Below are 25,352 nucleotides of genomic sequence, written 5' to 3' on the forward strand. Positions count from 1 at the left end.
TATTGTATAGGCATCATCGCCCTAAATCCTCGAAAGGCATCATATGCAGCGTACTACCATGCGTCGTGACATCCGCACCCTCAAACCCGAAGATCTCTCCCAACTCGTCTCCGATCTGGGCCAGCCGGCGTTTCGCGCCAAACAGATCGGCGAGTGGCTCTTCCAGAAAAACGTCCGCTCTTTCGATGAGATGACCAACCTGCCCAAGGCACTTCGCGAGCAGCTCGCTGAGCGCTACTCGTTCAGTGCTCCCACCGAGACCGCTCGCCAGGTGTCTCGCGATGGCTCCCGCAAATATCTGCTCACGTTTTCCGACGGAACCGCTGTTGAAACCGTTGGCATGCCGCGGCGTAACAAACTTGCCGTCTGCATTTCCACGCAGGCCGGTTGTGCCATGGGTTGCGCCTTCTGCGCCACGGGTATGTCGGGCCTCATGCGCTCGCTTTCCGCGCGCGAGATGGTCGACCAGGTGCTCCATGTTGCCGACGACTTCAACGAGCGCGTGACCAGTGTTGTCTTCATGGGTCAGGGCGAGCCGTTCGCCAACTTCGACGCCACAGTCGAGGCCCTTCGCATGTTGAATGATCCTGACGGCCTCGCCATCGGCGCACGCCATCTCACCGTTTCCACCTGCGGCATCATTCCGAGTATCCGTCGTTTTGCCGAGCTTCCCGAGCAGTTCACCCTGGCCGTTTCCTTGCATTCTGCCGTTCAGGAGACCCGCAACAAACTCATGCCCGGTGTGAAGAAGTTCACGTTGCTCCGCCTACACGAGACGCTTCAGCTCTACACCGAGAAGACGGGTCGTCGTCCGAGTTATGAGTTCGCTATGATCGACGGGGTGAACGACACGCGCCCCGAGATGGAAGCACTCGTTGATTTCTGCGCCGGCACGCTTTGCCACGTCAACCTCATCCAGCTGAACGATATCCCGAGTAGCCCGCTCAAGCCGTCTCCCCAGGAAAAGGTTGAGCGTCTCCAGCACCTGCTCGAGATGCACGGTGTTGAGACGACTATCCGCAACTCCCGTGGTCAGGACATCGACGCAGCCTGCGGTCAGCTGAAGCAGCGATTTGCCGTGAAGAAGGCGGGGGAGTAGGCTCACCCAACCCTGCAGCGCACCATGGCAAATACCCCGTTCTCTTGAGCAGGATGACCTGATTGGAGAACGGGGTTTTTCTTTAATCGCAACGCACGTGCTTTTGTTTCGTCAGGCGCTGTTGCCTTATCTTGCCGATTAACTAGTTCGGTACCTTACAGACCTATTGCTTCCCATTGCTTTTCAACAAAGTCCTGATTTACCTTGGGGTTCTTGGTGAGCTTAGCTGTTCTGATGGCCACATCCTCACTCATCGTATCAATCTTCTTCGTGAGTTTGAGGACGTCCTGAGCATTCCGAACAATCTTTCCGCGGAGTTCATCATTAGTAGCAACCTTGTAACCAAGGAAGGATCCCGCAGCAACGGCAACGCCCGCAATAATTATTCCTATATACTTCTTCATGCTTCATCACCTTGTTCAAGCGATACAACCATCTGCAGAATATGAGAGAGTTGTTCCTCGTCTTTGAACTCAATCTCGATCTTGTTCTTACCTCTCAGCTGTTTTACCCGCACATTGGTATTGAACACTTGACGCAGTACGCGGGCCGCCTTCTTATACGACTGTGGCGTGACAGGTCGAGCAGGCTTTGGCTCATCTCCGACTGAAAACAATGGAGCAAGGTTTTCAGTCGCACGAACCGATAACTGCTCTGCAACAACTTTCTCAGCAAGCTTGATTCGTTGTTCCTCAAAAGGAACAGCAAGGATTGCACGAGCATGTCCAGCCGTCATCTTGCCCTCAAAGAGAAACTGCTGAACCTCTTCTGGCAAATCGAGCAGCCGCAATGAATTCGTGATAGAAGACCGAGATTTTGAGACCGCCTTAGCCAAGGCTTCCTGAGTCATCTTACTCTTCTTGATGAGTTGCTGATATCCTTTGGCCTCTTCGATGGGATTCAGGTCAGAACGCTGAAGATTTTCGATGAGCGCCAGCTCCATCATCTTCTGATCGTCAACATCCTTGATGATTACGGGAACCTCATCGAGACCCGCGAGCTTAGAAGCTTGATATCGCCGCTCGCCCGCAATGATCTCGTAGTTCTGACCTTTCTTGCGAACCAACAATGGCTGCAGGACACCATTCTCTCGAATTGATTCGGCAAGCTCTGCGAGAGCTGACTCATCAAAATGCGTACGCGGCTGATTGGGATTCGGTTTCACCTGAGCAATGGGGAGCGTCTGGTCCTCATGCTCGGCACTGTTATAACCAGTTTCTGTTTGCGCTTCCCCCATAAGGGAACCCAAGCCACGTCCAAGTGCTGACTTCTTCTTGGGACTAGGCACGCTTGATCACCTCTCTCGCCAAAGCGATATACGCACGTGAACCCTTATTGTTGGGCGCATATTTGGTTATTGGCATACCAAAAGACGGAGCCTCGGATACCTTTACAGAACGTGGTATAACCGTCTTGAAGGTTAGGTTGCCGAAGTACTTACGCACTTCATCTGCAACCTGATTTGAGAGAGATGTACGCGAATCAAACATCGTGAGCAAGATGCCAAACGTATCAAGATTCTTGTTGATCCTACTCTTTACCATGCGCATCGACTCAAGTAGCTTCGTAACGCCTTCAAGCGCGTAATACTCGCATTGGATGGGGATCAATACGCTGTCTGCGGCTGTCAGCGCATTGATTGTCAGAAGACCGAGAGAAGGTGGGCAGTCAATAAGGATGAAGTCAAACTCGTCACGAATCGGCTCTATCAGATCCTTTAACCGCGTTTCCCTTGCCATTGCGGAAACGAGTTCAATTTCTGCTCCGGCAAGCTGAATAGTTGCGGGAATCACGAATACTTTTTTGCAGCATGTATCTTGGATGAGCTCATCAGCTGTTGCATCATGTAGAAGTGCATCATATACGCATTTCTCAAGCCCCTCTTTATCGATACCAAATCCACTGGTGCTATTTCCCTGCGGATCGAAATCGATAATGAGTACTTTACGATTTTGGTCACCAAGTGCTGCTGCGAGATTTACTGCCGTGGTCGACTTTCCAACGCCACCTTTTTGATTGATGATTGCAATGACGCGTGTATCCTTCTCGCTTTTTGACCTTAGTACGTCTTTGTATCCCACTATCCCTCCATTCGTGTTTATGCTTCATTTGGATAGCAAGAAACCCTAGATGTTTCACGTGAAACATCTAGGGTTTCACTCTGCTAATTCATTATGTTTCACGTGAAACATCTAAGCAAGAGGATTCTTCTTTGCAAGTCCCGGTGTACGAGGAAGCTTGACGCGGGAACGCTCCACAGCCATATAGGTATAAACAACACGATGACCAAGATCATTCGGTAAATCAAACTCATCGAAACCATCAAGCTCAAGACCAAGCATTTCTGCAACTTTCTCACCAGAAGATAGTTCCCCTTCTGAAGGATTTGCCTTAGCAATAACAAGAGAAGACCCCAACTGCAGAAAGGGACGACCATATTCAAGCAAGAGGGGTATGGGGCCAAGGGCACGGGCAACAACACAATCAAAGCAATGGTTCTGCGAAGCATACAGCTCGGTACGTTCATGAACAGCTTTGAGGGTTTTCAAATCCAATTGATTGAGAATTGCGTTTACCACGTTTACCTTCTTGCCAACGGAATCGAGAAGAATGCCGTTGCAACCAGTAGCGATTCCAATTGGAACACCCGGGAAGCCAGGACCTGTGCCCATATCGAGGAACGAGTTCAGGTCAGGTGGAAGGGATTGCAACAGTGCGAGCGAATCAAGAATATGAAGAACAAGAGCCTCATCAAGATTCGTAATGCGAGTTAGATTGATGTAATGGTTCACCTGTTCCACGTAAAGAAGATGTTCGACGCAGAGGTTTGCTTGCTCAGCAGTAAGTTCGATACAGAAGTCATCACAATACTGGAGAAGCTTATTAACAAGAGTCTTCAGGTCGGAATCCAAAACATCCAACGTTTTCAGCTGAATCTCTCTTTGTGTATCCATAACTCTTCCTTTCAATACTATGTCTCAAATCAGTGTAACAAGAAGCTCAGTCAAAAAAGAAGGGCGCATCGCTGCGCCCTTTCACCAACCTATGGGGAACAAGCTAGACAAGCTCAATCACAACATGACGATTAGTATCACTACCCTCGGAATGCGTATCGACGTGCTCGTCATCGCGAAGAGCGATATGCACCAAGCGACGCTCGTAGGCAGTCATCGGCGGAAGGCTGACAGAGCGATGCTGGCGAACAGCACGGCTTGCAGCGGAACGAGCCATGTTCGTGACCTTCTGGCGACGACGCTCCTTGTAGCTCTCAATATCGATAACAACAGGGTAGTGGAAACCCATGCGATGATCGAGAACCATAGAGAACATCGTCTGGAAGGCTTCGAGACCACGCCCGTGATACCCAATGAGAACGGAGAGATCGCAGTTCTTCTTACCGACCTTCTCGTCGGCAAAGACATTGAGGATCAACTCGCCCTCATCGCCATCGAACTCCTCAATGCTTGCGCGATCGAGGTTGTAGAAGGATAGGATCTCGCGAACAACCGTGACGCCCGCATCACCGATCAGATCGATATCGTCTTGAGAGAGCTCCTCGCCGACATGCACACGCTCAGCAAGGGCTGTGAAGGAAGAAGTATCCTCGACCTCTGCCACGTCCTCAATCACATCATCCTGAACATCTTCGATGCTGTCCTCCGCCATGGGAACCTCCAAATAGTAAGGTACCTAACAGGATACCCTGTTAGGTACGTAGAAATGAAAGCTAGTTCTTCTTGTGCGGACGCTGGCGACGCTCGCGGCGCACCACATCAACCTCGAGCGGAGCATTCTCCATACGCTCCTGCTCCTCCTCCTTGGCCTTCTCCATGACCTTCTGAGTGACGAAGATCTGCTGGATGACCTGCCAGCCGGTGGAGACGTCGTAGTACAGCAGCACACCGGCGGGAAGACTCCAACCAATCCAGAGCATCATGACGCTCATGACGATAGCCATGGTCTTCATGCTCTGTGCCTGGGAACCGGTCTGGTTCCGCGCCTGCATGAGCGTAGGGATCAGGGTCAGCACGGCAAAGAGCAGCAGAGCGACCACATACGGGATGGACTGCATCGGGTCGGTGGTCAGCGTGCCGGAAACCGAGGCTGAGAGGTTGGGCATGATGCCGAAGAAGCAGAAGTCACCCTTGACCTCAAGGTACTTGCGAATATCGCGCAGCAGCGTGAAAAGCGCGAACAGCACGGGCATCTGGATGAGCAGAGGCAGGCAGCCGCCCAGCGGGTTGAACTTGTTCTCGGAGTAGAACTTCTGCATCATCTCCGACTGCTTCTGGGGATCATCGGCGTACTTCTCCTGAATCTCCATCAACTTGGGCTGCAGCACCTGCATGCGCGCCTGCGACTTCGTTGACTTGAGCTGCAGCGGGGTGAGGATCAGGCGGATGATGACCACCAGAATGATGATGGACAGACCCCAGTCCACGGCAAAGCTCTGGATGCCGCCGAGGACGACGGCAAGAATGTTAACGATCCAATCCCACATGTGAGTCCTTCCTAAGGGACGCCGGCCCCGCCGGGACGGGGTCGTATCCTCCTTTATGCAAGGGATTACAGCGGGCTATGCGGCGCGCCGCGAGCCAGCCACCCCTGAGTACACCAAATCGAGCAATAGCCTCAACAGCATACGCGGAACAGGTCGGGATGTATATACACGCGTCCGGTAAAAGAGGTGAGATCCACCGCTGGTAGACGCGTATAGTGCCGATGACGAGCCGCTGGACATAGCCGGCAGGCCGAAGATTATCCATTGATGCCGGCGCGGCGGAGAAGCGAGGAAAGCGCGCCGCACAACTCCTCGGGAGATGCGTCGCGAGTACGCGGCGTGGCGAACAGGATGACGTCTCGCCCGGGGAGCGGAAGCTCCAGATGCCGGGCGGCCTCGCGCAGCACGCGCTTGGACCTGTTGCGCACCGCGGCGCAACCAAGTCGCTTGGCAGCAACGAAGGCGACCCGACCAGGATCGCCTTCGTCAACAGTTTCACCTATGACCATGCGCATCACCGGGTGGTTGTAACGCCTACCCGTGGTGAACACCCGCTCAAAATCGCGCCGGGACTTGAGTGTCCTCATGGGCACGAGATCTACTTCTCGTCGCTCACCGTGAGACGCTTGCGACCCTTGGCACGACGACGGGCAAGCACGGCACGGCCGCCCTTGGTCGCCATACGGGCACGGAAGCCGTGGGTCTTGGCACGCTTGCGCTTGTTCGGCTGGTAGGTACGCTTCATGGTGGTTTTCCTCCTGCTGCGTTTCGTTCGCATCCGGCTGAGCCGAAATACGGATAACTAGGCTCGTGAGCTTTCAGATTGTAGGGAAATCGCCGCTCGAATGTCAATCGCACAACTAAAAAAGAACGCGGTGACGAGGTATCTACGCAGGGCGTTCACGGGCTTTTCAACACTTTTCACCATATTGCACTGAGTTTTCAACAGCTCACGTTGAAAGTGTTGATAACTTTTCGCGATTTTTCTTCAGTTTTCAACCATTTCGGAAAACTTGTTGAAAACCTGAAAGAACCGCGGCCACGCGGTATGCTGGTTGGGCATCTTCGAGGAGTGGGATCACGCATGTCAGACGATTTCTACCCGTTCGTGGACTCGGGCGACCCCGCTCCGGGCAACGAGCACCTTCATCAAACCGCGCGAGACGGTTCGGCCGCGCTCTCGACGCAAACTGAATCGAACGTCCAGAACTTGGACGGGGGCTCGCGCGCGCTCTATGCCACGCGCATCGCGGTGTACGACGACATGCTCTCCACGCCGCGCGTGCTCGTGGTGGATTCTAAGGATGTGCGCACCTACCTGGAAGAGGTCACGAACACCACGTACCGCTGCATGAAGGAGCAGGGTGGTCGCCTCTCCCTTATGGTGATTCGAGAAATCGTCGAGAACTTCATCCACGCCCATTTCGCCGAGCCGGTCATCTCCATCCTCGATAACGGGGACACGATCCGCTTCGCCGACCAGGGCCCGGGTATCGATAACAAGGAGCAGGCGTTCGAGTTCGGCGTGACGTCGGCCGACCGCGAGAAGAAGCGCTACATCCGCGGCACGGGCGCCGGGTTCCCCATGGTGCAGCAGTATCTGGAGAACGCAGGGGGCGCCATCTCGATCGAGGACAACCTAGGACAGGGGACCGTGGTGACGGTGACGGTGGACCCGGGACGCACCCAGGAAGTGGAAGCCTCCTCGGCCCGCGGCGCAGCCGTTCGCGGGGCCGCGGGAGCCGGAGGCGGCATGGCCCGACAGCAACCGGCCTCCCCGTCGGCGACATCGACCGGGTATACCGTATCGGCGGGAATGGAGTTCAACGGCGCGGGCTGTGCACCAGCGCCCGGCTGGCCCGCGGGGACGCAGGCGCCTGCCTACGCCGGCTACCAGCCATATCAGGCCGCCTACCCGATGCATGGCGCCCAACCCTGGCCGCAACAACCCGTGTACCAGGGATATCCCGCCTACCAGCAGCCCGTATACCAGCAGCCGGCGGGCATGTGGCCGGCGATGGCGCCGATGCCAGCAGCCCCGCAGGCCCCGGTGCCGATGAACCCCGGGGCGCCGCATGTGTCGGAGCGTGGGCGGGCCGCGCTGGCATACCTCATGGCCAACGGCATCGCCGGCCCCACGGACCTCGCCCACGCGCTCGGCGCCTCCAACGCCACCTGGTCTCGCGAGCTGGACGCGCTCGGAGCGTTGGGGCTCGTGGTGAAGCAGGGGCAGAAACGCGTGCTCACTGAGATGGGCCGCGTCTGGCTCGAGCAGGAGGGCGGCACCGCGCAGCCGCCGGTCTCCGTATCATAGCGACGGCAGAGCGCGCCCGCGTAAGTAATAGAGAGGGACGGTAAGGGAGCCCCATGGAAAGCGAAGCCAAGATTCTCCTGGACGACGCCATCGATTTCTGTCAGCGAGACGGTCGCGACGACCGCCTGGTGCAGATGCTCTCCCAGGCTCGGGCGGTCGAGCTCACCGACGACCGCCTGGTCATCGAGGCGCCGAGCCGGTTTGCCATCTCGTACCTGGAGCGGAACCGCGAGCTGGTGGAGGGCTACCTGATGGAGATCGCCTTCGCGCCGATCGCGCTCGAGGTGCGCCCACCGGAGAGCGCGGCGGGCGATAGGTCCGCGCGAACGCGGGCGGCGGGCATACAGGCTCCCGTGACGGCGCAGCCCGCGGCCACGCCGCAGGCGGATACCGCCCCGATGCCGGTTCAGCCCGCATCGGTCGCCGCTGCCGCGGCCGCGATCCCCGCCCGCGCGCAGGCGGCCACGACGCCGCGCCCGACAGCGCCATCCCCCCTGCCCCGGCCGCAGCAGGCTGGCGACCGCCCAGCCGAGGGCGGCATCCGCGTGAAGAGCACCATCAACCCCGCCGAGCTCGCGGAGATGATGGGGCGCATGGGAGGCGCCACGCCGGCGACGCCAGCTGCCTTGCACGGCGCCGCAAGCCCCGTCGCGACCGCGGGCGTGGTGGAGCCCAAACTCGAGCCGGATTACCCGCAGACCCCCATCAACTCCAAGTTCACGTTCGCGAACTTCGTCTACGGCGACGAGAACAAGCACGCCTATCACTCCGCCCAGCGCTTCGCCGCCTTTGCCGACGAGCCGGGACAGGCCGGCTCGCTCTTCATCTACGGCGACTCGGGTCTGGGAAAGACGCACCTGTTACTCGCCATCCAGAACTACCTAGCCGAGAACAAGCCGCACATCCGCGTGAAGTACTCCAACAGCCAGGCGTACATCGATGACTTCATCAACGAGATCCAGCGGCAGAAGACCGAGGGCCGAACGATCCTGCGCGAGTACCACGATGCCGACGTGCTCATCATCGACGACATTCAGAACATCATCGGCAAGCAGGCCTCGATCGACTACTTCTTCCGGCTGATGGAGGAATTCATCAGCCAGAACAAGAAGATCGCCATCGCATCCGACCGCGCGCCCAAGAAGCTCGCCCTGGACGAGCGCATGACGAGCCGCTTCAACGCGGGCATGCTCTGCTTGGTGTCGGAACCGGGCTTCGAGATGAAGTACACGATCCTCAAGCGCTACTACGAGAGCATCACGCGCCCTGACGACGACATGCAGCTCAACTACGACGCCTCCCTGCTTTCGGCGTTCAAGCCCAACGAGGGCCGGCTCACAGACGAGCAGCTGCGCCATATGGCCGAGATCTCGGGCAACAACATCCGCGAGCTCGAGAGCTTCTGCGAGCGGTGCACCAACCTCTCCTTCGAGCGCGAACAGGCGGGCGGCGAGCTCACGGCCGAGGACATCGAGCGCGTGGCCGACGAGTACTTCGACACGCAGCACAAGGTGATCCACATCGACACCATCCAGAGCGTCATCGAGGAGTTCTACCACGTGAGCCACGAGGAGCTGATCGGCCCTAAGCGCCAGCGCGACATCGCGTTCGCGCGGCACGTGGCGATCTACCTCTCCAACAGCCTGTGCGACCTCTCGTCCAAGGCCATCGGCGAGGAGTTCGGCGGGCGCGACCACTCCACGGTGATCAACAGCCTGAAGGTCGTCGAGAGCAAGATGAAGGAGGACCGCCGCATCTGCGAGGACCTGCAGCAGCTCAAGAACAAGATCACCCTGCGCTCGTAGCCCGTGGCGCGGGACCACGCCGCACCGACCGACACCGCTGGAAAAGATGGGGAATGACGGTGGAAAGACGGTTCAAACCCCGTGGAGAGATGCGATGGTGGAAAACCGTTGTGGAAACCGGGGGACTTATCAACAGTTCGACAGGGAAAAAGATTCGGGGCGCTATCTGTGGATACGCTTGTTCTCAACACCATCCACAGGCTTATTATGATGATTAGATTTTTATATATCTAAGGAAGGATAAACAGATGAAGTTCACGGTCAGCCAATCCTCCCTCGCGGAGGCTCTCGGCGTCGTCATGAAGGGCGTTGCGGGAACCTCCACCCTCCCCATCCTCTCCGGCGTGCTCGTTCGCGCTACGGACGGCGTCATCGAGTTCCAGACCTCTAACTACACCATCGCCATCCGCCATCGTATCGCCGCGCGCGTGGATGAAGAGGGTGCCATGGTGGTCCCCTGCAAGATGCTCTTGAACATCACGCGCACCCTGCCCGATGCCCCCGTGACCTTTGAACAGGTGGAGCGGCAGGTTCAGATTCGCTGCGAGAAGAGCTCGTTCCGCCTGAACACGCTCGACGTGAGCGACTTCCCCGAGTTCCCCACCTTCGCGCTCGAGAGCTCCGTCGAGCTGCCGGCCGATATCCTCTCGGAGATGGTTGCCCGCACCTGGCGCGTGACCTCCACGGATAAGAACCGCCCCGTGTTGAACGGCGTGTACCTCACGGTCGAGAACAACACGGTGCGCCTGGTGGCCACCGACTCCTACCGTCTCGCGGTCTGCGACACGCAGGTGGAGACCTCCTCGCTCGATGGCAGCTTCGAGCTGAACGTGCCCTCCGATTCCTTCAACGACGCCGTGCAGCTCACGGGCGGCCAGGGCTCCATCCTCATCGGTGCCACGGACACGCAGGTGGTCTTCGTGGCGGGCAACACCACCTACGTGGCGCGCCGCATCGAGGGCATCTTCCCCGACTACAAGCGTCTGTTGCCGCCGACCTGCGCCACCACGGTGAAGATCGGCATCGAGGCCTTCTCCGCGGCGCTCAAGCGCGTGGCCGTGGTGGCCCAGGGCAACTCCGCGGTGAAGTTCGGCATCGACGCCGACGCGGGCATCATGTCGCTCTCGGCCGTCTCGAGCGACCAGGACGCCGCCGACGAGACGCTCGACGTGGAGGTCGAGGGAGATTCCGGCATGATCGCCTTCAACTACCACTACATCCAGAGCTGCCTGGACGTGCTCAAGCGCGAGAAGGAGATCACGCTCGAGCTGCAGAGCTACAACCAGGCGGGCGTCTTCAAGAGCTACGACAAGATCAACTACCTGTACCTGGTCATGCCCGTGCGCGTGTAGGCGACGGCTGGGGTATCGCTCGGTATGGCGCTCTCCGCCCGCACGCTCTCTGTGCGCAATTTCAGGAGCTACGAGGAGTTCACCCTCGAGCTCGACGCCGGCGTGACCGTGCTCGCAGGCCCCAACGCCGCAGGCAAGACCAACCTGGTCGAGGCGCTGCAGCTCCTCACGGCGGGGCGGTCCTTCCGGACCACCTCGCCCGCCCCGCTCGTGCGCGCCGGCGAGACGCGGGCATCGGCCGAGCTGCTCGTGGAGGGGGACGGCCGCCGCGTCGATTTGGGATGGCGCGCGGAAACGGACGTGGTGGCCGCGGCGGGCAATCTGGCGGTCAAACGGACGTTCACGCGCAACGGCAAGAACGTCACCGTGGCGGGTATGCGCGGTGTGCTGCCGAGCGTGCTCTTCTACCCGGACCACCTGGACATCGTCAAGCGCGCGGCCGTGGAGCGCCGCAGTGCGCTCGATGAGTTCGGCGTGCAGCTCTCCGAGAGCTACGCGCAGCTGCTCGGCGCTTACCGAAAGACGCTCGAGCAGCGAAACTCCCTGCTGAGGGGAGGCTTCGCCGATCCTGTGCTGCTTTCCTCATGGGACGAGGCGCTCATATCCGCCGGCATTTCCGTCATGCGCCACCGCGCGGCCCTGCTCGAGCGCGTGCGCGGCCACTTCCACCGGGTGTACGCGGCAATCTCGGGCGGTGAGGAGGCCGATGCCGTCTACGAGCCATCCGTCCCGCTCGCCGTGCCGGTGACCGAGGCTTCGGCGGACGATCTGGAGGAGGCGTTTCGCGCGGCCCTCGCGGCTCATCGAGGCGAGGACCTCGCCCGCGGGCACACGAGCGTGGGGCCCCAGCGCGACGACGTGGCCATGAGCATCGCGGGCCTGCCCGCGCGTACCTTCGCGAGCCAGGGGCAGCAGCGCTCGCTCGTGCTCGCTTGGAAGATCGCCGAGGTCGAGGTCGTGCGCGACATCCTCGGTCGCCCGCCGCTGCTGCTGCTCGACGACGTGATGAGCGAGCTCGACGCGGACCGCCGCCGCGCGGTGATGCGCTTTGTGCAGGAGGGAATCCAGACCGTCATCACGACCACCAACCTGGGGTATTTTGAGGGCGATGTGCTGGACCGGGCAAAGGTGGTGAGGGTCGGTGGCGAATAGGTATCGCGGCAGGGGCTCCGCCCGCATGGGCGAGACCCGCGGTCTGGGCGAGGTGGCGGCCGATATCAGCCGGAACATCTACGACCGCTCGAACGCCGACACCCGGGCCCGTATGGACGCCGCGAGCCGCCGCGGCCGCGTGTTCGCGGCCTTCAACGGCGTGGTCGCCGGCACGCGCGAGGGGGCCCACGTGACGGGCCTCCACTACCTGTCCGATTCCAACGAGCTCGTGGTCTACCTGGACGGGCCGAGCTGGACGCAGGAGTTCACCGTGATGCGCGAGATCGTGCGTGCCCGCATGGAGGCCAAGGGCGGCGCCGTGGACGCGCTCATCTTCCGCACGAGCCGTCCCGATTACGTTCGCTCGCAGCGAGCGGATGCCGTGTTGCAGAGCCATCGTTCGTCTTCTCCGGTGGCCGCCCCGCCGCTTCCGGAGCTGACGCCTTCTGAGGAGGCCAAGCTCGACCGGGACGTGGCCGGCGTGGCCGATCCCGGTCTGCGCGAGGCGCTCCGCCGGGCCGAGCGGGCTTCCATCGCGCTCTCGAAGCAGGACTCCACCGCACAGCCGCGCGAGTAAACGGACGAATCGGCTCCATTCGCCCGGTAGTGCGGTGAAAACGCTTCGCACGGGTCCGCTATCCACTCAAAAGTGACCTTTCTGGTATGAGATGCCAAAGAAACCGTCCGCGGGCCTTACAGGGGCATCTGGGTTCCTTGTAGAGCCATGTCGCCGGTGTCCCGTGTGTCCGATTCAACCGTTAAAATAGACAAGTTTGTTCCCTAGCTCACCCAGACGGGTGGAGAGGTAGCGTGCGCATGGCGAAAAACGAGTACGACGGCAGCGAGATTAAGATCTTGGAGGGCCTCGACGCCGTCCGCAAGCGTCCCGGCATGTACATCGGTTCCACGAGTTCGAGCGGCCTGCACCACCTGGTGTGGGAGATCGTCGACAACGCCGTCGACGAGGCCATGGCCGGCTTCTGCACCAAGATCGAGGTGACCGTGCACGCGGACAACTCGATCACCGTCGTGGACAACGGCCGCGGCATCCCCGTGGACAAGCACCCTGTGAAGAAGATCCCCACGCTCGAGGTCGTCATGACGATCCTCCACGCGGGCGGCAAGTTCGACAACTCCGCCTACAAGGTCTCCGGCGGCCTGCACGGCGTGGGCGTCTCCGTGGTGAACGCCCTCTCCAAGAAGGTCATCGTGCAGGTCAAGCGCGACGGCAAGATCTACGAGATGCAGTTTTCCCGCGGTAGGACCACTGAGAAGATGAAGGAGGTCGGCACCTCCAAGACCACCGGTACCACGGTGACCTTCTGGCCCGACGAGGAGATCTTCGAGACCACCGTCTACGATTACGACACCCTCCGCGACCGCCTGCAGGAGACGGCCTTCCTCAACAAGAACCTGAAGATCGTGCTCACCGACGAGCGCGAGCTCGCCCCGCGCGTGGACGAGTTCTGCTACGCCGGCGGCATCGTGGACTTCGTGAAGTTCCTGAACGAAGGCAAGACCGTGGCCGACGGTCTCAAGCGCCCCATCTACCTGGAGGGTAGCTCACCCGAGGGTACGCCGCTGGAACGTATGGGCGAGGTCGAGGTCGCCATGCAGTGGAACACCTCGTACTCCGAGACGGTCATGAGCTTCGCCAACGACATCTACACCCCCGAGGGCGGCATGCACCTGGAGGGCTTCCGCACGGCGCTCACCAAGGTGGTGAACGACTACGCCCGCAAGCAGAACATGCTGAAGGACAAGGATCCCAAGCTCGAGGGCAACGACGTGCGTGAGGGCCTGGCCGCCGTCATCTCCGTCAAGCTCGCCGACCCGCAGTTCGAGGGTCAGACCAAGGCCAAGCTCGGCAGCTCCTTCATGCGCGCGCTCGTGCTCAAGGTGGTGACCGACGGCCTTACCGACTACCTGGAGGAGCATCCCAAGCAGGCTCGCGAGATCGTCAAGAAGGCGCAGCAGGCGAGCAAGGCCCGCACCGCCGCCCGCAAGGCCCGCGAGGCCACGCGCCGTAAGAGCCTGCTCGAGACGGCGAGCCTCCCCGGCAAGCTGGCCGACTGCTCGGTGCGCGATGCCGAGATGACCGAGCTCTTCATCGTAGAGGGCGACTCCGCCGGCGGCTCCGCCAAGGACGGCCGGCGCCGCGACATCCAGGCCATCCTGCCGCTCCGCGGCAAGATCTTGAACGTGGAGCGCGTGGGCGACCACCGCGCCTTCTCGAGCGACACCATCCAGTCGCTCATCACCGCCATCGGCACCGGCGTGACCACCGGCGCAGGCGACGGCGGCGACTTCGACATCACCAAGGCGCGCTACCACAAGATCATCATCATGACGGATGCAGACGTCGACGGCGCGCACATCCGCATCCTGCTGCTGACGTTCTTCTACAAGTACATGCGTCCGCTCATCGATGCCGGCTACGTCTACGTGGCCTGCCCGCCGATCTTTGGCATCAAGGTGCGCAACAAGATCCACTACGTCTACCCCAACGGGCGCCAGGCGGAAGACGAGATTCTGCGCGACTCGATCATCGAGCTCGGGCTCAACCCCGACGAGGACGACGACAGCGCCGCCGGCAAGGTGACCAAGAAGCGCAAGGGCTACACCGTCCAGCGTTACAAGGGTCTGGGCGAGATGGACCCCAAGCAGCTGGCGAGCACGACCATGGACCCCAAGACGCGCATTCTGCAGCGCGTGACCATCGAGGACGCCGCCGTGGCCGAGCGCGCCGTGCGCGAGCTCATGGGCAACGAGGTGGGGTACCGTCGCGAGTACATCGAGAAGCACGCGCATGACGCCCGCTTCCTCGACGCGTAGAAGGAGAACTGAGTGGCTGAGAACAACGAGAACGAGATGAACGAGGGCACCGGCGCGACCGGCCTGCCCGACGACCTCAAGCACCTGCTCGCCCGCGCCGAGGCCGATGACGGCGCCGACGTGTACGTCGAGGACGCCGCCACCGACGACGAGGACGATGCGGGCGACGGCGAACTCGAGGAGAGCTTCGGCGACATCGACCGCGGTGACGACGGCGGCGAGGACGAGAACGGCGGCAAGCTGCAGCTTTCCGAGTTCGGGCACGAGATGAAGCAGTCTTTCATCGAGTACTCCATGTCCGTCATCACCGCGCGCGCCCTGCCGGACGTGCGCGACGGCCTGAAGCCGGTGCACCGCCGCATCCTCTACGCCATGAACGAGAGCGGCATCTTCCCCAACCGCCCGCACAAGAAGAGCGCGTGGACGGTCGGCGAGGTTATCGGCAAGTACCACCCCCACGGTGACTCCGCGGTCTACGAGACGATGGTCCGCCTGGCCCAGTGGTTCTCCATGCGCACCCCGCTCGTGGATGGACACGGCAACTTCGGCAACATCGACGGCGACTCCGCGGCGGCCATGCGTTACACCGAGAGCCGTCTGGCCAAGCCCGCCATGGAGCTGCTGCGCGACCTGCAGAAGGACACGGTGGACTGGCAGCCCAACTACGACGAGTCACTCGCCGAGCCCCAGGTGCTGCCCGCGCGCTTCCCCAACCTGCTGGTGAACGGCCAGACGGGCATCGCCGTTGGCATGGCCACCAACATTCCGCCGCACAACCTGGGCGAGGCTATCGAGGCCACCTGCTACTACATCGACCACCCCGACTGCACGGTGGACGAGCTCATGCAGATCATGCCGGGTCCGGACTTCCCCACGGGTGCCGTCATCATGGGCACCGACGGCATCCGCCAGGCCTACGAGACCGGCCGCGGCTCCATCACCGTGCGCGCCAAGGCGCACGTGGAGTCCACCAAGACGGGTCGCAACCGCCTGGTGTTCACCGAGGTTCCCTACATGGTCAACAAGGGCACTCTGCAGGAGAAGATCGCCGCGCTCGTGAACGAGAAGCGCATCGAGGGCATCTCGGATATGCGCGACGAGTCCACGCAAAAGGGCATCCGCCTGGTGATCGAGCTCAAGAAGGGTGTCATCCCGCAGGTCGTGCTCAACAACCTGTACAAGTTCACCCAGCTGCAGACCACCTTCGGCGCTAACAACCTGGCCCTGGTGAACGGCGTGCCCAAGTGTCTGTCGCTCCGCGAGATCCTCGGGCACTACGTTGACCACCAGGTTGACGTCGTCACCCGCCGCACGCGCTTCGACCTCAAGAAGGCCCAGGCCCGCGCCCATATCCTCGAGGGTTACCTCCTGGCTCTCGACCACATCGACGAGGTCATCTCCATCATCCGCTCCTCGCAGACCGATGCCGAGGCGAGCGCGCGCCTGATTGAGCGTTTCAGCTTCAGCCCCGAGCAGACCACGGCCATCCTCGAGATGAAGCTGCGCCGCCTGACCGGCCTCGAGCGCGACAAGATCGAGGACGAGCTCGCCGGCCTGCGCCGCGCCATCGCCTACTACGAGGACCTGCTGGCGCACGAGGAGAAGATCTTGGGCGTCATCAAGGACGAGATGCGCGAGATCGCCCGCAAGTTCGGTGACAAGCGCCGCACCGAGATCACCCACGCCGAGAAGGACCTGGACGTGGAGGACCTCATCGCCGACGAGGACATGGTCGTCACCATCACGCACACCGGTTACGTGAAGCGCATCCCGGTGGCCACCTACCGTAGCCAGAAGCGCGGCGGCAAGGGCGTCTCGGGCGCGAACCTCAAGGAAGATGACGTCATCGACGAGATGTTCATCGCCAGTACCCACGAATACGTGCTGTTCTTCTCCAACCGCGGCAAGGTGTACCGCGTGAAGGTACACGAGCTGCCCATTGGCAGCCGCCAGGCGCGCGGCACGGCGATCGTGAACATCGTGCCGTTCGAGGACGGCGAGAAGATCGCGAGCGTCATCTCCTGCCGCGAGTTCCCCGAGGACGAGTACCTGATGTTTGCTACGGCGTCCGGCATGGTGAAGAAGACGGTGATGAGCGCGTACGGCCGCGTGCTGCGCAGCGGCATCATCGCCATCAAGCTGCAGGCCGGCGACCGCCTGCTCGGCGTGCGTCGCGTGCGCCCGGGCGACAAGGTGATCCTCGCCTCTACCGCGGGCAAGGCCATCATGTTCGATGAGAACGAGGTGCGCGCGACCGGTCGCGACACGAGCGGCGTGCGTGGTATGGCGCTTAAGAACGACGCCGAGGTGCTGGGCATGGAAATCACCAACGGGAGGGGCGACCTGTTCGTGGTGACGGAGCGCGGCTTTGGCAAGCGCACCGCCGTGGCCGACTACCCGACCCAGGGCCGCGGCGGACAGGGCGTCTACACCATCCAGATGACGGACCGCAAGGGCAAACTGGCAGCCTGCAAGGTGGTGGGCCCGCAGCACGAACTGTTCATCATCACCGAGGGTGCCACGGTGATCCGCGTGAAGACGGCTGAGATCTCTGAGACCGGCCGCGCCACGCAGGGCGTGAAGATGATGAGCGTGGCCGACGGCGACCGCGTGTGTGCCGTGGCGCGCATGACGAGCGCCAAGAAGAAGCCCGCCAAGCCTACCGGCGTGGTCGAGGGTCAGGGCGCGCTCGACCTCTCGGCCGCCGGCGCCGAGGACGCCACCGACGCGGCCGACCGCGTGGACATCGGCAGCGGCGACGAAGCGCTCGAGGATCTGATGGACGAGTAGCGCGGCTCTCCCTCAATCGCCCCCATGCTCAGGACGGCCTCGGAGAAGTTCCTCCGAGGCCGTTTGTGTTGATAAACGCGGTACGCGGCGAATGCAGGGCGTAGCGAACGGGTGAATATGCCGGAACGGGCTCGAACTTGCAGAAATCGCAATTTCAAGCCCGTTCTGGCAGATCGCCCTCTATGCGCTCCGCGCAACCGGTTTGCTTGGGGACAGCGTTATCCGTTTTTAGATGTCAGATAAGGCTCGAAATCGCATTTTCAGCGATTTCGAGCCTTATCTGATCAATCGATACAATAGCCTCATGTCAGTTAAGCCTCGAAATCGCAAAAATCCGGATTTCGAGGCTTAACTGACATCTCAGTCCCGTATCAGATCCGGGGCGACAAGGGCGTCTGAGTTCAAGAACGAAAAAACAGGCTCGCGGCCCGCCAAAAAGAAGTGGTGGAGATGAAGGGGCTCGAACCCTCGGCCTCAGGCTTGCAAAGCCCGCGCTCTCCCAGCTGAGCTACATCCCCACTCTAATGTAATAAACACCCCAGCGGCGACTCGGCTCTCGCTGGGGTGTTTATTGCGAAAGAAGTGGTGGACCTGACAAGATTCGAACTTGTGACCTCCCGGTTATCAGCCGGACGCTCTAACCAACTGAGCTACAGGTCCATCGCTCGAACGATATTAGCCTAGATGAGTATTCCAAGTCAACAACATTTTTTGAAATAAGCGACAAATAGTTGAAAAGCGGGTACCATACCTCATTGCAAATGTGCGAGGAAGGTGAGGAGGCACCAGATGATACGCGTTGATATCGAGACTGTGATCATGTCGAATGGTCCCGTGCCGTCCGTCATCGTACTCCGCGAGCGAAGCGACCAACGCACTCCGGAAGCCGCCACGCGCGTTCTTTCCATTCAAACGGGCATGTTCGAAGCAGCGTCCATTGGGCGCGGTGCCGAGCAGGCAAGGAGTTCCCGTCCCATTACGCACGATTTGCTCCTGAACGTCATGCGCGAGCTGGGCGGCAAGCTGGAGCGCGTGGAGATCGACCGGGTGGATGCCCCTGTGTTCTTCGCCAAGCTTATCGTGCAGGTTGAAGCCGCCGTTGAGGATAGTACCTCCGCCGAGGCGGCAGTGGGCAGCCAGCCCCGCGAACTGCGCATCGATGCCCGTCCGAGCGACGCCCTGGCCTTGGCCGTGCGCGCCAACGCACCCATCTACGTTGAAGACGACGTCATGAACCGCGCCGGCAACATCAACGTGCGCGAATCCGGGGACGGTGAGGCCGAGCTGGAGCGCTTCGACCAGTTCGTGCAGACGCTTTCGCCCGACGACTTCTAAGACAAGGGAAGCCGCATGGACAACGACCTCGACGAGTAGGTAGTCCTCTCTGACAAAAAAGCAGACCCCTCACATTGGCGGTCGATGCCCTGCGCGGCGACTCGTCTCATATGTCCCTTGTGTGATGGACCTGTAGCTCAGTTGGTTAGAGCGTCCGGCTGATAACCGGGAGGTCACAAGTTCGAATCTTGTCAGGTCCACCATCTATTGAACTGAAGGCCTCGGGGCATTGCCTCGGAGCTTTTTTTGTGCCGAGAAGGGTCGGGGGGCAATGGCTTTCGCGTTGTACGCCTCGGTAGAGACAGACGGGTCTAGCGGCGAGCCTCGCGATACTCACTGTTCGGACGTGCCTACATCCGGCCATTATCGATGTATAAAAAATAAATGAATATTCCCAAACTGGTATCGTTATGAAAATACCTCTAAATGCAGGTATAACCGTTTACCGATTGGGGACAACAAAAATAGAGTGAATAATAATGGCGTAAATAGCGAATTAAATGAATAGTGAACTCATGGAAGAAAACTAACACCTTTCCATTCGGTGTCGAGGCATAGCGCCTGAGCAAGCTTTTTATAACGCTGCAGGTGCGCAATGGGGGCTATGTTTGCGTTAACAATTGCTCAGTTCTGCGTAAAGACGCCCATATTGTCAAAAGACGTTTACCGGTGGGCGGCAGATTCTTAAGTTGTTTTTAAGTTAGAAACATGGTGGAGCGTAATGTCAGTCCGCGCTGCGCCAAGGCTATGCAGCTTGCGTCGCAAGACGTGTGGACACGGCGCAGCTTGACGGCAGTTTGTCGTCGGCTTGTAAACGAAAGGGGCGCTGCTGCCATGGTAACTAACGGTCGTGCAATTCGATGGGTGCGAGGGGCGGTGTGCGCGGCGGCATTTGCGGCGGCTGCGCTCACCCTTCCCGTAGCCCACGCGTGGGCGGCGGATGATGTTTCGCCCGAGCTGCGCTCGCAGACTCAGACTCAGATGAGTTCTGCACCCGAGATTGCCTATGTGAGTAATGTAAGTAATCCGTCTCAGCGTACGGTTTCGTTTAACGACAACTGGAAATTCAATCTGGGCGACGCCAGCGGCGCCCACGATCCCTCTTTTAACGATTCGACGTGGGAGAACGTGACGCTTCCCCACGACTACAGCATCGATCAGGACTATGCGTCCAACCTTGAGGCCGAGAGCGCCTACAAGCCGGGCGGCATCGGCTGGTATCGCAAGAGCTTCTTTGTCGACAGCGCTCTTGCCGGTAAGCAGGTTCGCATCGATTTCGATGGCGTCTATATGGATGCCACCGTGTGGGTCAACGGCACCGAGCTGGGTAACCACCCTTACGGTTACACCCCCTTCTCGTTCGATCTCACCCCGTACCTCAAGACGGGCGAGGAGAATACCATCGCCGTCAAGGTTAACCATAAGGTTCCCTCGAGCCGTTGGTACTCCGGTTCGGGCATCGGCCGCAACGTCGACCTCGTTGTGACCAACAAGGTCTCCGTTGCCAAGGACGGTGTGCACGTGACTTCCCCCAGTCTGGAGAGCCAGGCCGGCGGCACCGTGACCACCAAGCTTTCCTCCACCATCGTCAACAATGGCGACAAGGATGCCTCCGTGACGCTCGTGCAGACCATCTTCCCCAAGGGTGGCAATGCTGAGCAGGCTATCGGCACCGTGACCACCGACGCTCAGGCTGTGGCGGCAGGCGAGTCCAAGACCATCGAGTCGACGATCAAGGCTGCCAACCCGAGCCTCTGGTCCACCGAGGCCCCCAACCTCTACACGGTTCGCACCGAGGTCAAGGTTGGCGACAAGGTTGTCGACACCTACGACACGGTCTATGGCTATCGTTGGTTCAACTACAACGTCAACAACGGCTTTAGCCTTAACGGCAAGAACGTGAAGCTCAAGGGCGTCTGCATGCATCACGATCAGGGTGCCCTGGGTTCCGTCGACAGCCGTGCGGCTGTTGAGCGCCAGGTCCGCATCCTGAAGGAGATGGGCTGCAACTCCATCCGCACCTCTCACAACACGCCGTCGCGCGTGCTCGTTGAGGTGTGCGAGGAGCAGGGCATCCTGCTTGACGAGGAGATCTTTGACGGCTGGACCGACGCAAAGAACGGCAACCGCTTCGATTACGCTCGCTTCTTTAATAAGAAGGTCGGCGATTCCAAGATCATCGGTGCCAAGTCCGATCAGGCTTGGGCTGAGTTTGATCTTAAGGCAACCATCGCCCGTGATTACAACTCCCCTTCGGTCATCATGTGGTCTGTAGGTAACGAGATGATCACTGGCGGTACCAAACCGTTTGATGAGACCGCTCAGCGCAACCTCATTAAGTGGACCAAGGAGGCCGACCCCTCTCGTCCTGTGACGCTCGGCGACAACCAGCTCAAGAGTGGCTCGTGGAACTATCGGCCCGGCAACCTTGCTAACGCTGGCGGTCTGATTGGTATCAATTACGCCGACGGCAGCATGTATGATCAGCTGCACCGCAATAATCCGACGTGGAAGTTCTACGGCTCCGAGACGGTTTCTTCCGTTAACAGCCGTGGCGTCTACAACACGCTCGGCAGCATGGCCGATGCCGGCGGTCATCAGCTGACCTCCTACGACACGTCTTATGTAAGCTGGGGTCACACCGCTTCCCAGGCATGGTATGACACCATCACCCGCGACTTCGTCGCCGGCGAGTATGTCTGGACCGGCTTTGACTATCTGGGTGAGCCCACTCCGTGGAACGGCATCAGTGCCGGCGTTCAGGGTGGCGATTGGAGCATTGCTCCCAAGAACTCCTATTTTGGCATCATCGATACCGCCGGCCTGCCCAAGGATACGTACTATCTGTATCAGAGCCAGTGGAACGATAGCCTGCACACGCTGCACATCCTTCCTGCCTGGAAGAACGATATGGTCAAGAAGGATGCCAGCGGCAAGGTCAAGGTCGTTGTCTACACCGACGCGGCTGGCGTCGAGCTCTTCTTTACGCCTAAGGGTTCCACGACCCCGCAGTCGCTCGGCAAGAAGACGTTCACCAAGAAGAACACGACTGCCGGCTACACCTATCAGATCTATGAGGGTGAGGGCAAGAGCGTTAAAACGGCTGAGAATCTCTGGCTCAGCTGGAATGTTCCCTATGCCGATGGCACCATCACCGCCAAAGCCTATGACGAGAGCGGCAACGTTGTCCCGACCGAGAATTGGGACGGCCGTCAGAGCGTGACGACCACCGGTGCCGCCACCAAGCTCGAGGCTTCGGTCGATCGCACCGAGCTCTCTGGTAAGGGCGACCTGGCCTATGTCACCGTGAGCGTTAAGGACCAGAACGGCAACATCGTTCCCGACGCCAAGAACAACGTGAAGTTTGAAGTCAGCGGTGCAGGCGAGCTCGCCGGTATCGACAATGGCAGCTCCCCGGACCACCAGTCCTACCGTGATAACAACCGCAACGCATGGGCTGGCCAGCTCGTGGGTATCGTGCGCTCCAATGGCAAGGGCGGCGACATCAAGGTCACCATGACTGCCGGCGGTCTCGCGTCCACCACCGTGACGATCCCCTCTACGAGTTCCAGCGATCCTGCGGCTCCTAAGTCGGTTTCGAGTCTGCTGTACTCCCGCTTCTACTATGTTAAGACCGGCAGCGAGCTCACCCTGCCCAAGCAGATTGATGTCAACTATTCCGATGGTACGTCCGAGAAGAAGGATGTTGCCTGGGCCCCGATCAACAAGGATGACCTGTCCAAGCCCGGCACCTTCCAGGTTACCGGTGAGGTTGCGGGTGCCAAGGTCTCTTGCACCGTTACGGTTCTTGATGAGGTCGCCGCGCTTCTGAACTACTCCGCCACGACCCCGGTCGGTACGGCCGCTGCTCTCCCCGACGCGCGCCCTGCCGCCATGGCCGACGGCTCCGTTCTCAATGCGAGCTTCCCCGTTACGTGGGAGACGCCCGCCGAGGACGCTTACAAGCAGGCTGGCACCGTGACCATCAACGGCACCGCCAACGTCTTTGGCAAGGACCTGACCGTCACCGCAACGATTCGCGTTCAGAACGAGAAGGTCACCATTGGCGACAACGTTGCCAACGCCGGTGCCCTGATGAGCGTTTCGCAGAGTGTCCCCGAGGGCAAGCAGTCCGATAGCCTCTCGGCTATCAACGACGGCGTCACTGCCTTCACCCCGGGTAAGGGCGACGGTAGCGCCAATACGACCTGCTGGTCCAACTATGCGTATGCACAGGAGGGCCACACCAAGTCGAGCGTGACCTTCAACTACAACACCCAGCAGCGCCTGGGCCGCGCCGTGGTGTACTTCGTTGAGGATTCTTGGTCTGCGAGCTATCCCGATGCCGGTACCACCAAGGTCGAGGTTTCCGAGGACGGCAACACTTGGCGCGCGGTCACTACGACTGAGACCATCGGCTCTGCCAGCAATCGCGTTAAGCCCTACACGTATGAGTTCGAGCCCACGCTTGCTACGTTTGTGAGGTTCACCTTCACCAACAAGAACGTGACGCTTCCCCATGCCAAGCCCTGCACCTGCATCACCGAGATCCAGCTGCTTGAGGCCAAGGGCAGCTTCGACACCAATACCGAGGCTGCGCTCGATAGCCTGACGGTCAACGGCAAGAAGTTGAGCGCCAGCAACCTCGAGAAGGGCAGCTACTCCACGGCTGCACTCTTTGCCGATGTTGAGGCTGTCGGTTCCAACAACACCGCTGTCACGGTGCTTCCGGCACACGATAACAAGATCAACATCATCCTCGAGTCCGAGGACCACGCCACGCGCAAGACCTTTGTTATCAATCTTGCGGCCGATGCCAGCTCGAGCGTTCTGCCCGACGATAGCGACGAGCGCGATGTTCCCAACGAGGAAATTAAGAACAAGGCCGCCGGCAGCGAGCTGAAACCCGCCTCTGGCAACGAGGGCCCTGTTGCGTTTGCGTTCGATAAGAACAACGCGACCTACTTCCACACCAACTGGAGGAATGGCCATAAGCCCAGTGCCGATGAGCTGTGGGTCTCCATGGAGCTCGAGGAGGCCCAGGCGGTCGAGGCCCTGCGCTACCTGCCGCGTAACTCTGGCGGCGATGGTGGCTACAACGGTATCGTTACCAATTACGAGATTCAGTACCGTGAGAACGAGTCTGACGAGTGGAAGACCATCTCTACCGGTCACTGGAAGGGCTACAAGGACGAGGGCTTTGAGATGGGCTGGCGTGTCGCTCAGTTCGATCGCCCTGTCACTGCCAAGTACTTCCGCTTTAAGGCCAACGGCACCCAGGCTGCCAGCGGCGATAACGAGCACATGAGTGCTGCCGAGATTCGCCTGCGCAAGCCGAGCCCGGCTGTCGAGATCAAGGATGAGAACGTCAAGGTCGCCGACACGCTCAAGGTCGCCAACATCAACGATGAGGACGCCATCAAGAGCGCGATCGCCAAGACGGTCGACGTCATGGTCGGCGACAAGAAGCTCACCTATGGTCTCGATTACAAGCTCGCCTTTGAGATGGGCGATGTGAACGAGGGTACCCGCGCCCGTCAGGTTACCGTTACGGTGACCGGTATCGAGGACTACAAGGGTTCTATCAATAAGGACGTTGCGATTACCGAGGCCCCGCGCTCGCTTGAGGGCATTGCGGTTAACGCCGATGCCGCCAAGCTCACCTACACCGAGGGCGAGAAACTCGACCCCAAGGGTCTGGTTCTGACGCTGACCTACAGCAACGGCACTTCCGAGCAGGTCGAGTACAACGACGACACCAAGAGCGACTTTACGTTCGATCCGACGCTCGACACGGAGCTGACCGAGAACGGCAATCTCCAGGTGACCGTTACCTATGGTGGTAAGTCCGCCAGCTATGTTGTCTCGGTGAGCAAGAAGGCGAACCCCGACCCCGACAAGCCCAACCCTGAGCCGAGCCCTGACCCCAAACCCAATCCGGATCAGCCCAAGCCTGAGCCGAACCCTGACCCCAAGCCCAACCCCGGCAAGCCTGGCAAGAACAACGCCAGCGGCTCTATGCCCGAGACGGGCGATAACGCACTTGTTGCGGTTGCGGCAACCGGATGCGCTGGTGTTGCGGCTATCGCTTGGGGCATGGTTGCCCGCAAGCGTCGCCAGAACTAATCGCACCACCACGGACGCGCTCCCTGGATACAGGGGGAGCGCG

19 protein-coding genes and 3 tRNA genes are annotated in these 25,352 nt (G+C 60.0%); 11 read left to right on the top strand and 11 right to left on the bottom strand.

The window, feature by feature from the left end; genetic code table 11:
- The first annotated feature begins 43 nt into the window (after nucleotides 1-43).
- On the top strand, nucleotides 44-1,099 hold the full coding sequence (gene rlmN / locus GDJ97_RS02795) for a 23S rRNA (adenine(2503)-C(2))-methyltransferase RlmN (RefSeq protein ID WP_152069690.1): 1,056 nt from the start codon (nucleotides 44-46) through the stop codon (nucleotides 1,097-1,099).
- 155 nt (nucleotides 1,100-1,254) lie between these two features.
- Here rlmN and GDJ97_RS02800 read toward each other — a convergent pair whose 3' ends face one another.
- The 9 genes from GDJ97_RS02800 to rpmH form a co-directional block, all read right to left on the bottom strand.
- A complete protein-coding gene (locus GDJ97_RS02800) occupies nucleotides 1,255-1,503 on the bottom strand; it encodes a hypothetical protein (protein ID WP_152069691.1) in 249 nt (82 codons plus the stop codon).
- Complete coding sequence (locus GDJ97_RS02805) at nucleotides 1,500-2,336, bottom strand: ParB/RepB/Spo0J family partition protein (RefSeq protein WP_152069828.1); 837 nt, start codon at nucleotides 2,334-2,336, stop codon at nucleotides 1,500-1,502. The genes GDJ97_RS02800 and GDJ97_RS02805 overlap by 4 nt, the downstream gene beginning before the upstream one ends.
- A 43-nt stretch (nucleotides 2,337-2,379) precedes the next feature.
- The gene (locus GDJ97_RS02810) at nucleotides 2,380-3,180 is read right to left on the bottom strand and encodes a ParA family protein (RefSeq protein ID WP_152069692.1); all 801 of its coding nucleotides are present in this window, start codon (nucleotides 3,178-3,180) and stop codon (nucleotides 2,380-2,382) included.
- A gap of 111 nt (nucleotides 3,181-3,291) precedes the next feature.
- Nucleotides 3,292-4,053, bottom strand: a complete 762-nt coding sequence (gene rsmG, locus GDJ97_RS02815; protein ID WP_152069693.1) for a 16S rRNA (guanine(527)-N(7))-methyltransferase RsmG — start codon at nucleotides 4,051-4,053, stop codon at nucleotides 3,292-3,294.
- Nucleotides 4,054-4,156: 103 nt separating this feature from the next.
- The gene (locus GDJ97_RS02820; RefSeq protein WP_152069694.1) at nucleotides 4,157-4,765 is read right to left on the bottom strand and encodes a R3H domain-containing nucleic acid-binding protein; all 609 of its coding nucleotides are present in this window, start codon (nucleotides 4,763-4,765) and stop codon (nucleotides 4,157-4,159) included.
- A gap of 61 nt (nucleotides 4,766-4,826) precedes the next feature.
- Nucleotides 4,827-5,600: a YidC/Oxa1 family membrane protein insertase gene (locus GDJ97_RS02825; protein WP_152069695.1), complete on the bottom strand. Its 774-nt coding sequence runs from the start codon at nucleotides 5,598-5,600 to the stop codon at nucleotides 4,827-4,829.
- Complete coding sequence (yidD, locus tag GDJ97_RS02830; RefSeq protein ID WP_152069696.1) at nucleotides 5,581-5,865, bottom strand: membrane protein insertion efficiency factor YidD; 285 nt, start codon at nucleotides 5,863-5,865, stop codon at nucleotides 5,581-5,583. Before yidD ends, GDJ97_RS02825 begins: the two co-directional genes overlap by 20 nt.
- Complete coding sequence (gene rnpA / locus GDJ97_RS02835) at nucleotides 5,858-6,187, bottom strand: ribonuclease P protein component (protein ID WP_152069697.1); 330 nt, start codon at nucleotides 6,185-6,187, stop codon at nucleotides 5,858-5,860. Before rnpA ends, yidD begins: the two co-directional genes overlap by 8 nt.
- Nucleotides 6,188-6,198: 11 nt before the next feature.
- Nucleotides 6,199-6,345 carry a 50S ribosomal protein L34 gene (rpmH, locus tag GDJ97_RS02840; RefSeq protein WP_152069698.1) on the bottom strand — a complete coding sequence of 49 codons (147 nt, stop codon included), beginning with the start codon at nucleotides 6,343-6,345 and terminating at the stop codon, nucleotides 6,199-6,201.
- A 339-nt stretch (nucleotides 6,346-6,684) separates the two neighbouring features.
- On the opposite strand from rpmH, the gene GDJ97_RS02845 reads away from it, so the two are divergent.
- From GDJ97_RS02845 to gyrA, 7 genes are all read left to right on the top strand, one after another.
- Nucleotides 6,685-7,914 carry an ATP-binding protein gene (locus GDJ97_RS02845; RefSeq protein ID WP_152069699.1) on the top strand — a complete coding sequence of 410 codons (1,230 nt, stop codon included), beginning with the start codon at nucleotides 6,685-6,687 and terminating at the stop codon, nucleotides 7,912-7,914.
- Between the two features lie 53 nt (nucleotides 7,915-7,967).
- Complete coding sequence (locus GDJ97_RS02850; protein ID WP_152069700.1) at nucleotides 7,968-9,719, top strand: DnaA ATPase domain-containing protein; 1,752 nt, start codon at nucleotides 7,968-7,970, stop codon at nucleotides 9,717-9,719.
- 248 nt (nucleotides 9,720-9,967) lie between these two features.
- Nucleotides 9,968-11,071, top strand: coding sequence for a DNA polymerase III subunit beta (dnaN, locus tag GDJ97_RS02855; RefSeq protein ID WP_152069701.1), 1,104 nt, complete (start codon nucleotides 9,968-9,970; stop codon nucleotides 11,069-11,071).
- 24 nt (nucleotides 11,072-11,095) lie between these two features.
- On the top strand, nucleotides 11,096-12,223 hold the full coding sequence (locus GDJ97_RS02860) for a DNA replication/repair protein RecF (RefSeq protein ID WP_152069702.1): 1,128 nt from the start codon (nucleotides 11,096-11,098) through the stop codon (nucleotides 12,221-12,223).
- A complete protein-coding gene (locus GDJ97_RS02865) occupies nucleotides 12,213-12,800 on the top strand; it encodes a DUF721 domain-containing protein (RefSeq protein ID WP_226808759.1) in 588 nt (195 codons plus the stop codon). Before GDJ97_RS02860 ends, GDJ97_RS02865 begins: the two co-directional genes overlap by 11 nt.
- A gap of 239 nt (nucleotides 12,801-13,039) precedes the next feature.
- On the top strand, nucleotides 13,040-15,058 hold the full coding sequence (gene gyrB / locus GDJ97_RS02870) for a DNA topoisomerase (ATP-hydrolyzing) subunit B (protein WP_152069703.1): 2,019 nt from the start codon (nucleotides 13,040-13,042) through the stop codon (nucleotides 15,056-15,058).
- 36 nt (nucleotides 15,059-15,094) lie between these two features.
- The gene (gyrA, locus tag GDJ97_RS02875) at nucleotides 15,095-17,848 is read left to right on the top strand and encodes a DNA gyrase subunit A (RefSeq protein WP_152069830.1); all 2,754 of its coding nucleotides are present in this window, start codon (nucleotides 15,095-15,097) and stop codon (nucleotides 17,846-17,848) included.
- A gap of 442 nt (nucleotides 17,849-18,290) precedes the next feature.
- On the opposite strand, the gene GDJ97_RS02880 is transcribed toward gyrA, so the two are convergent.
- Nucleotides 18,291-18,366, bottom strand: a tRNA-Ala gene (locus GDJ97_RS02880).
- Nucleotides 18,367-18,431: 65 nt separating this feature from the next.
- A tRNA-Ile gene (locus GDJ97_RS02885) sits at nucleotides 18,432-18,508 on the bottom strand.
- Between the two features lie 129 nt (nucleotides 18,509-18,637).
- Here GDJ97_RS02885 and GDJ97_RS02890 point away from each other — a divergent pair.
- The 3 genes from GDJ97_RS02890 (at nucleotide 18,638) to GDJ97_RS02900 (ending at nucleotide 25,309) form a co-directional block, all read left to right on the top strand.
- Nucleotides 18,638-19,183, top strand: coding sequence for a bifunctional nuclease family protein (locus tag GDJ97_RS02890; protein ID WP_152069704.1), 546 nt, complete (start codon nucleotides 18,638-18,640; stop codon nucleotides 19,181-19,183).
- Nucleotides 19,184-19,309: 126 nt separating this feature from the next.
- A tRNA-Ile gene (locus GDJ97_RS02895) sits at nucleotides 19,310-19,386 on the top strand.
- A gap of 631 nt (nucleotides 19,387-20,017) precedes the next feature.
- On the top strand, nucleotides 20,018-25,309 hold the full coding sequence (locus GDJ97_RS02900) for a sugar-binding domain-containing protein (RefSeq protein ID WP_152069705.1): 5,292 nt from the start codon (nucleotides 20,018-20,020) through the stop codon (nucleotides 25,307-25,309).
- Nucleotides 25,310-25,352: the final 43 nt, after the last annotated feature.

Source organism: Collinsella sp. AK_207A (assembly GCF_902501965.1).
In the GTDB taxonomy this organism is placed as follows: Bacteria; Actinomycetota; Coriobacteriia; order Coriobacteriales; family Coriobacteriaceae; genus Collinsella.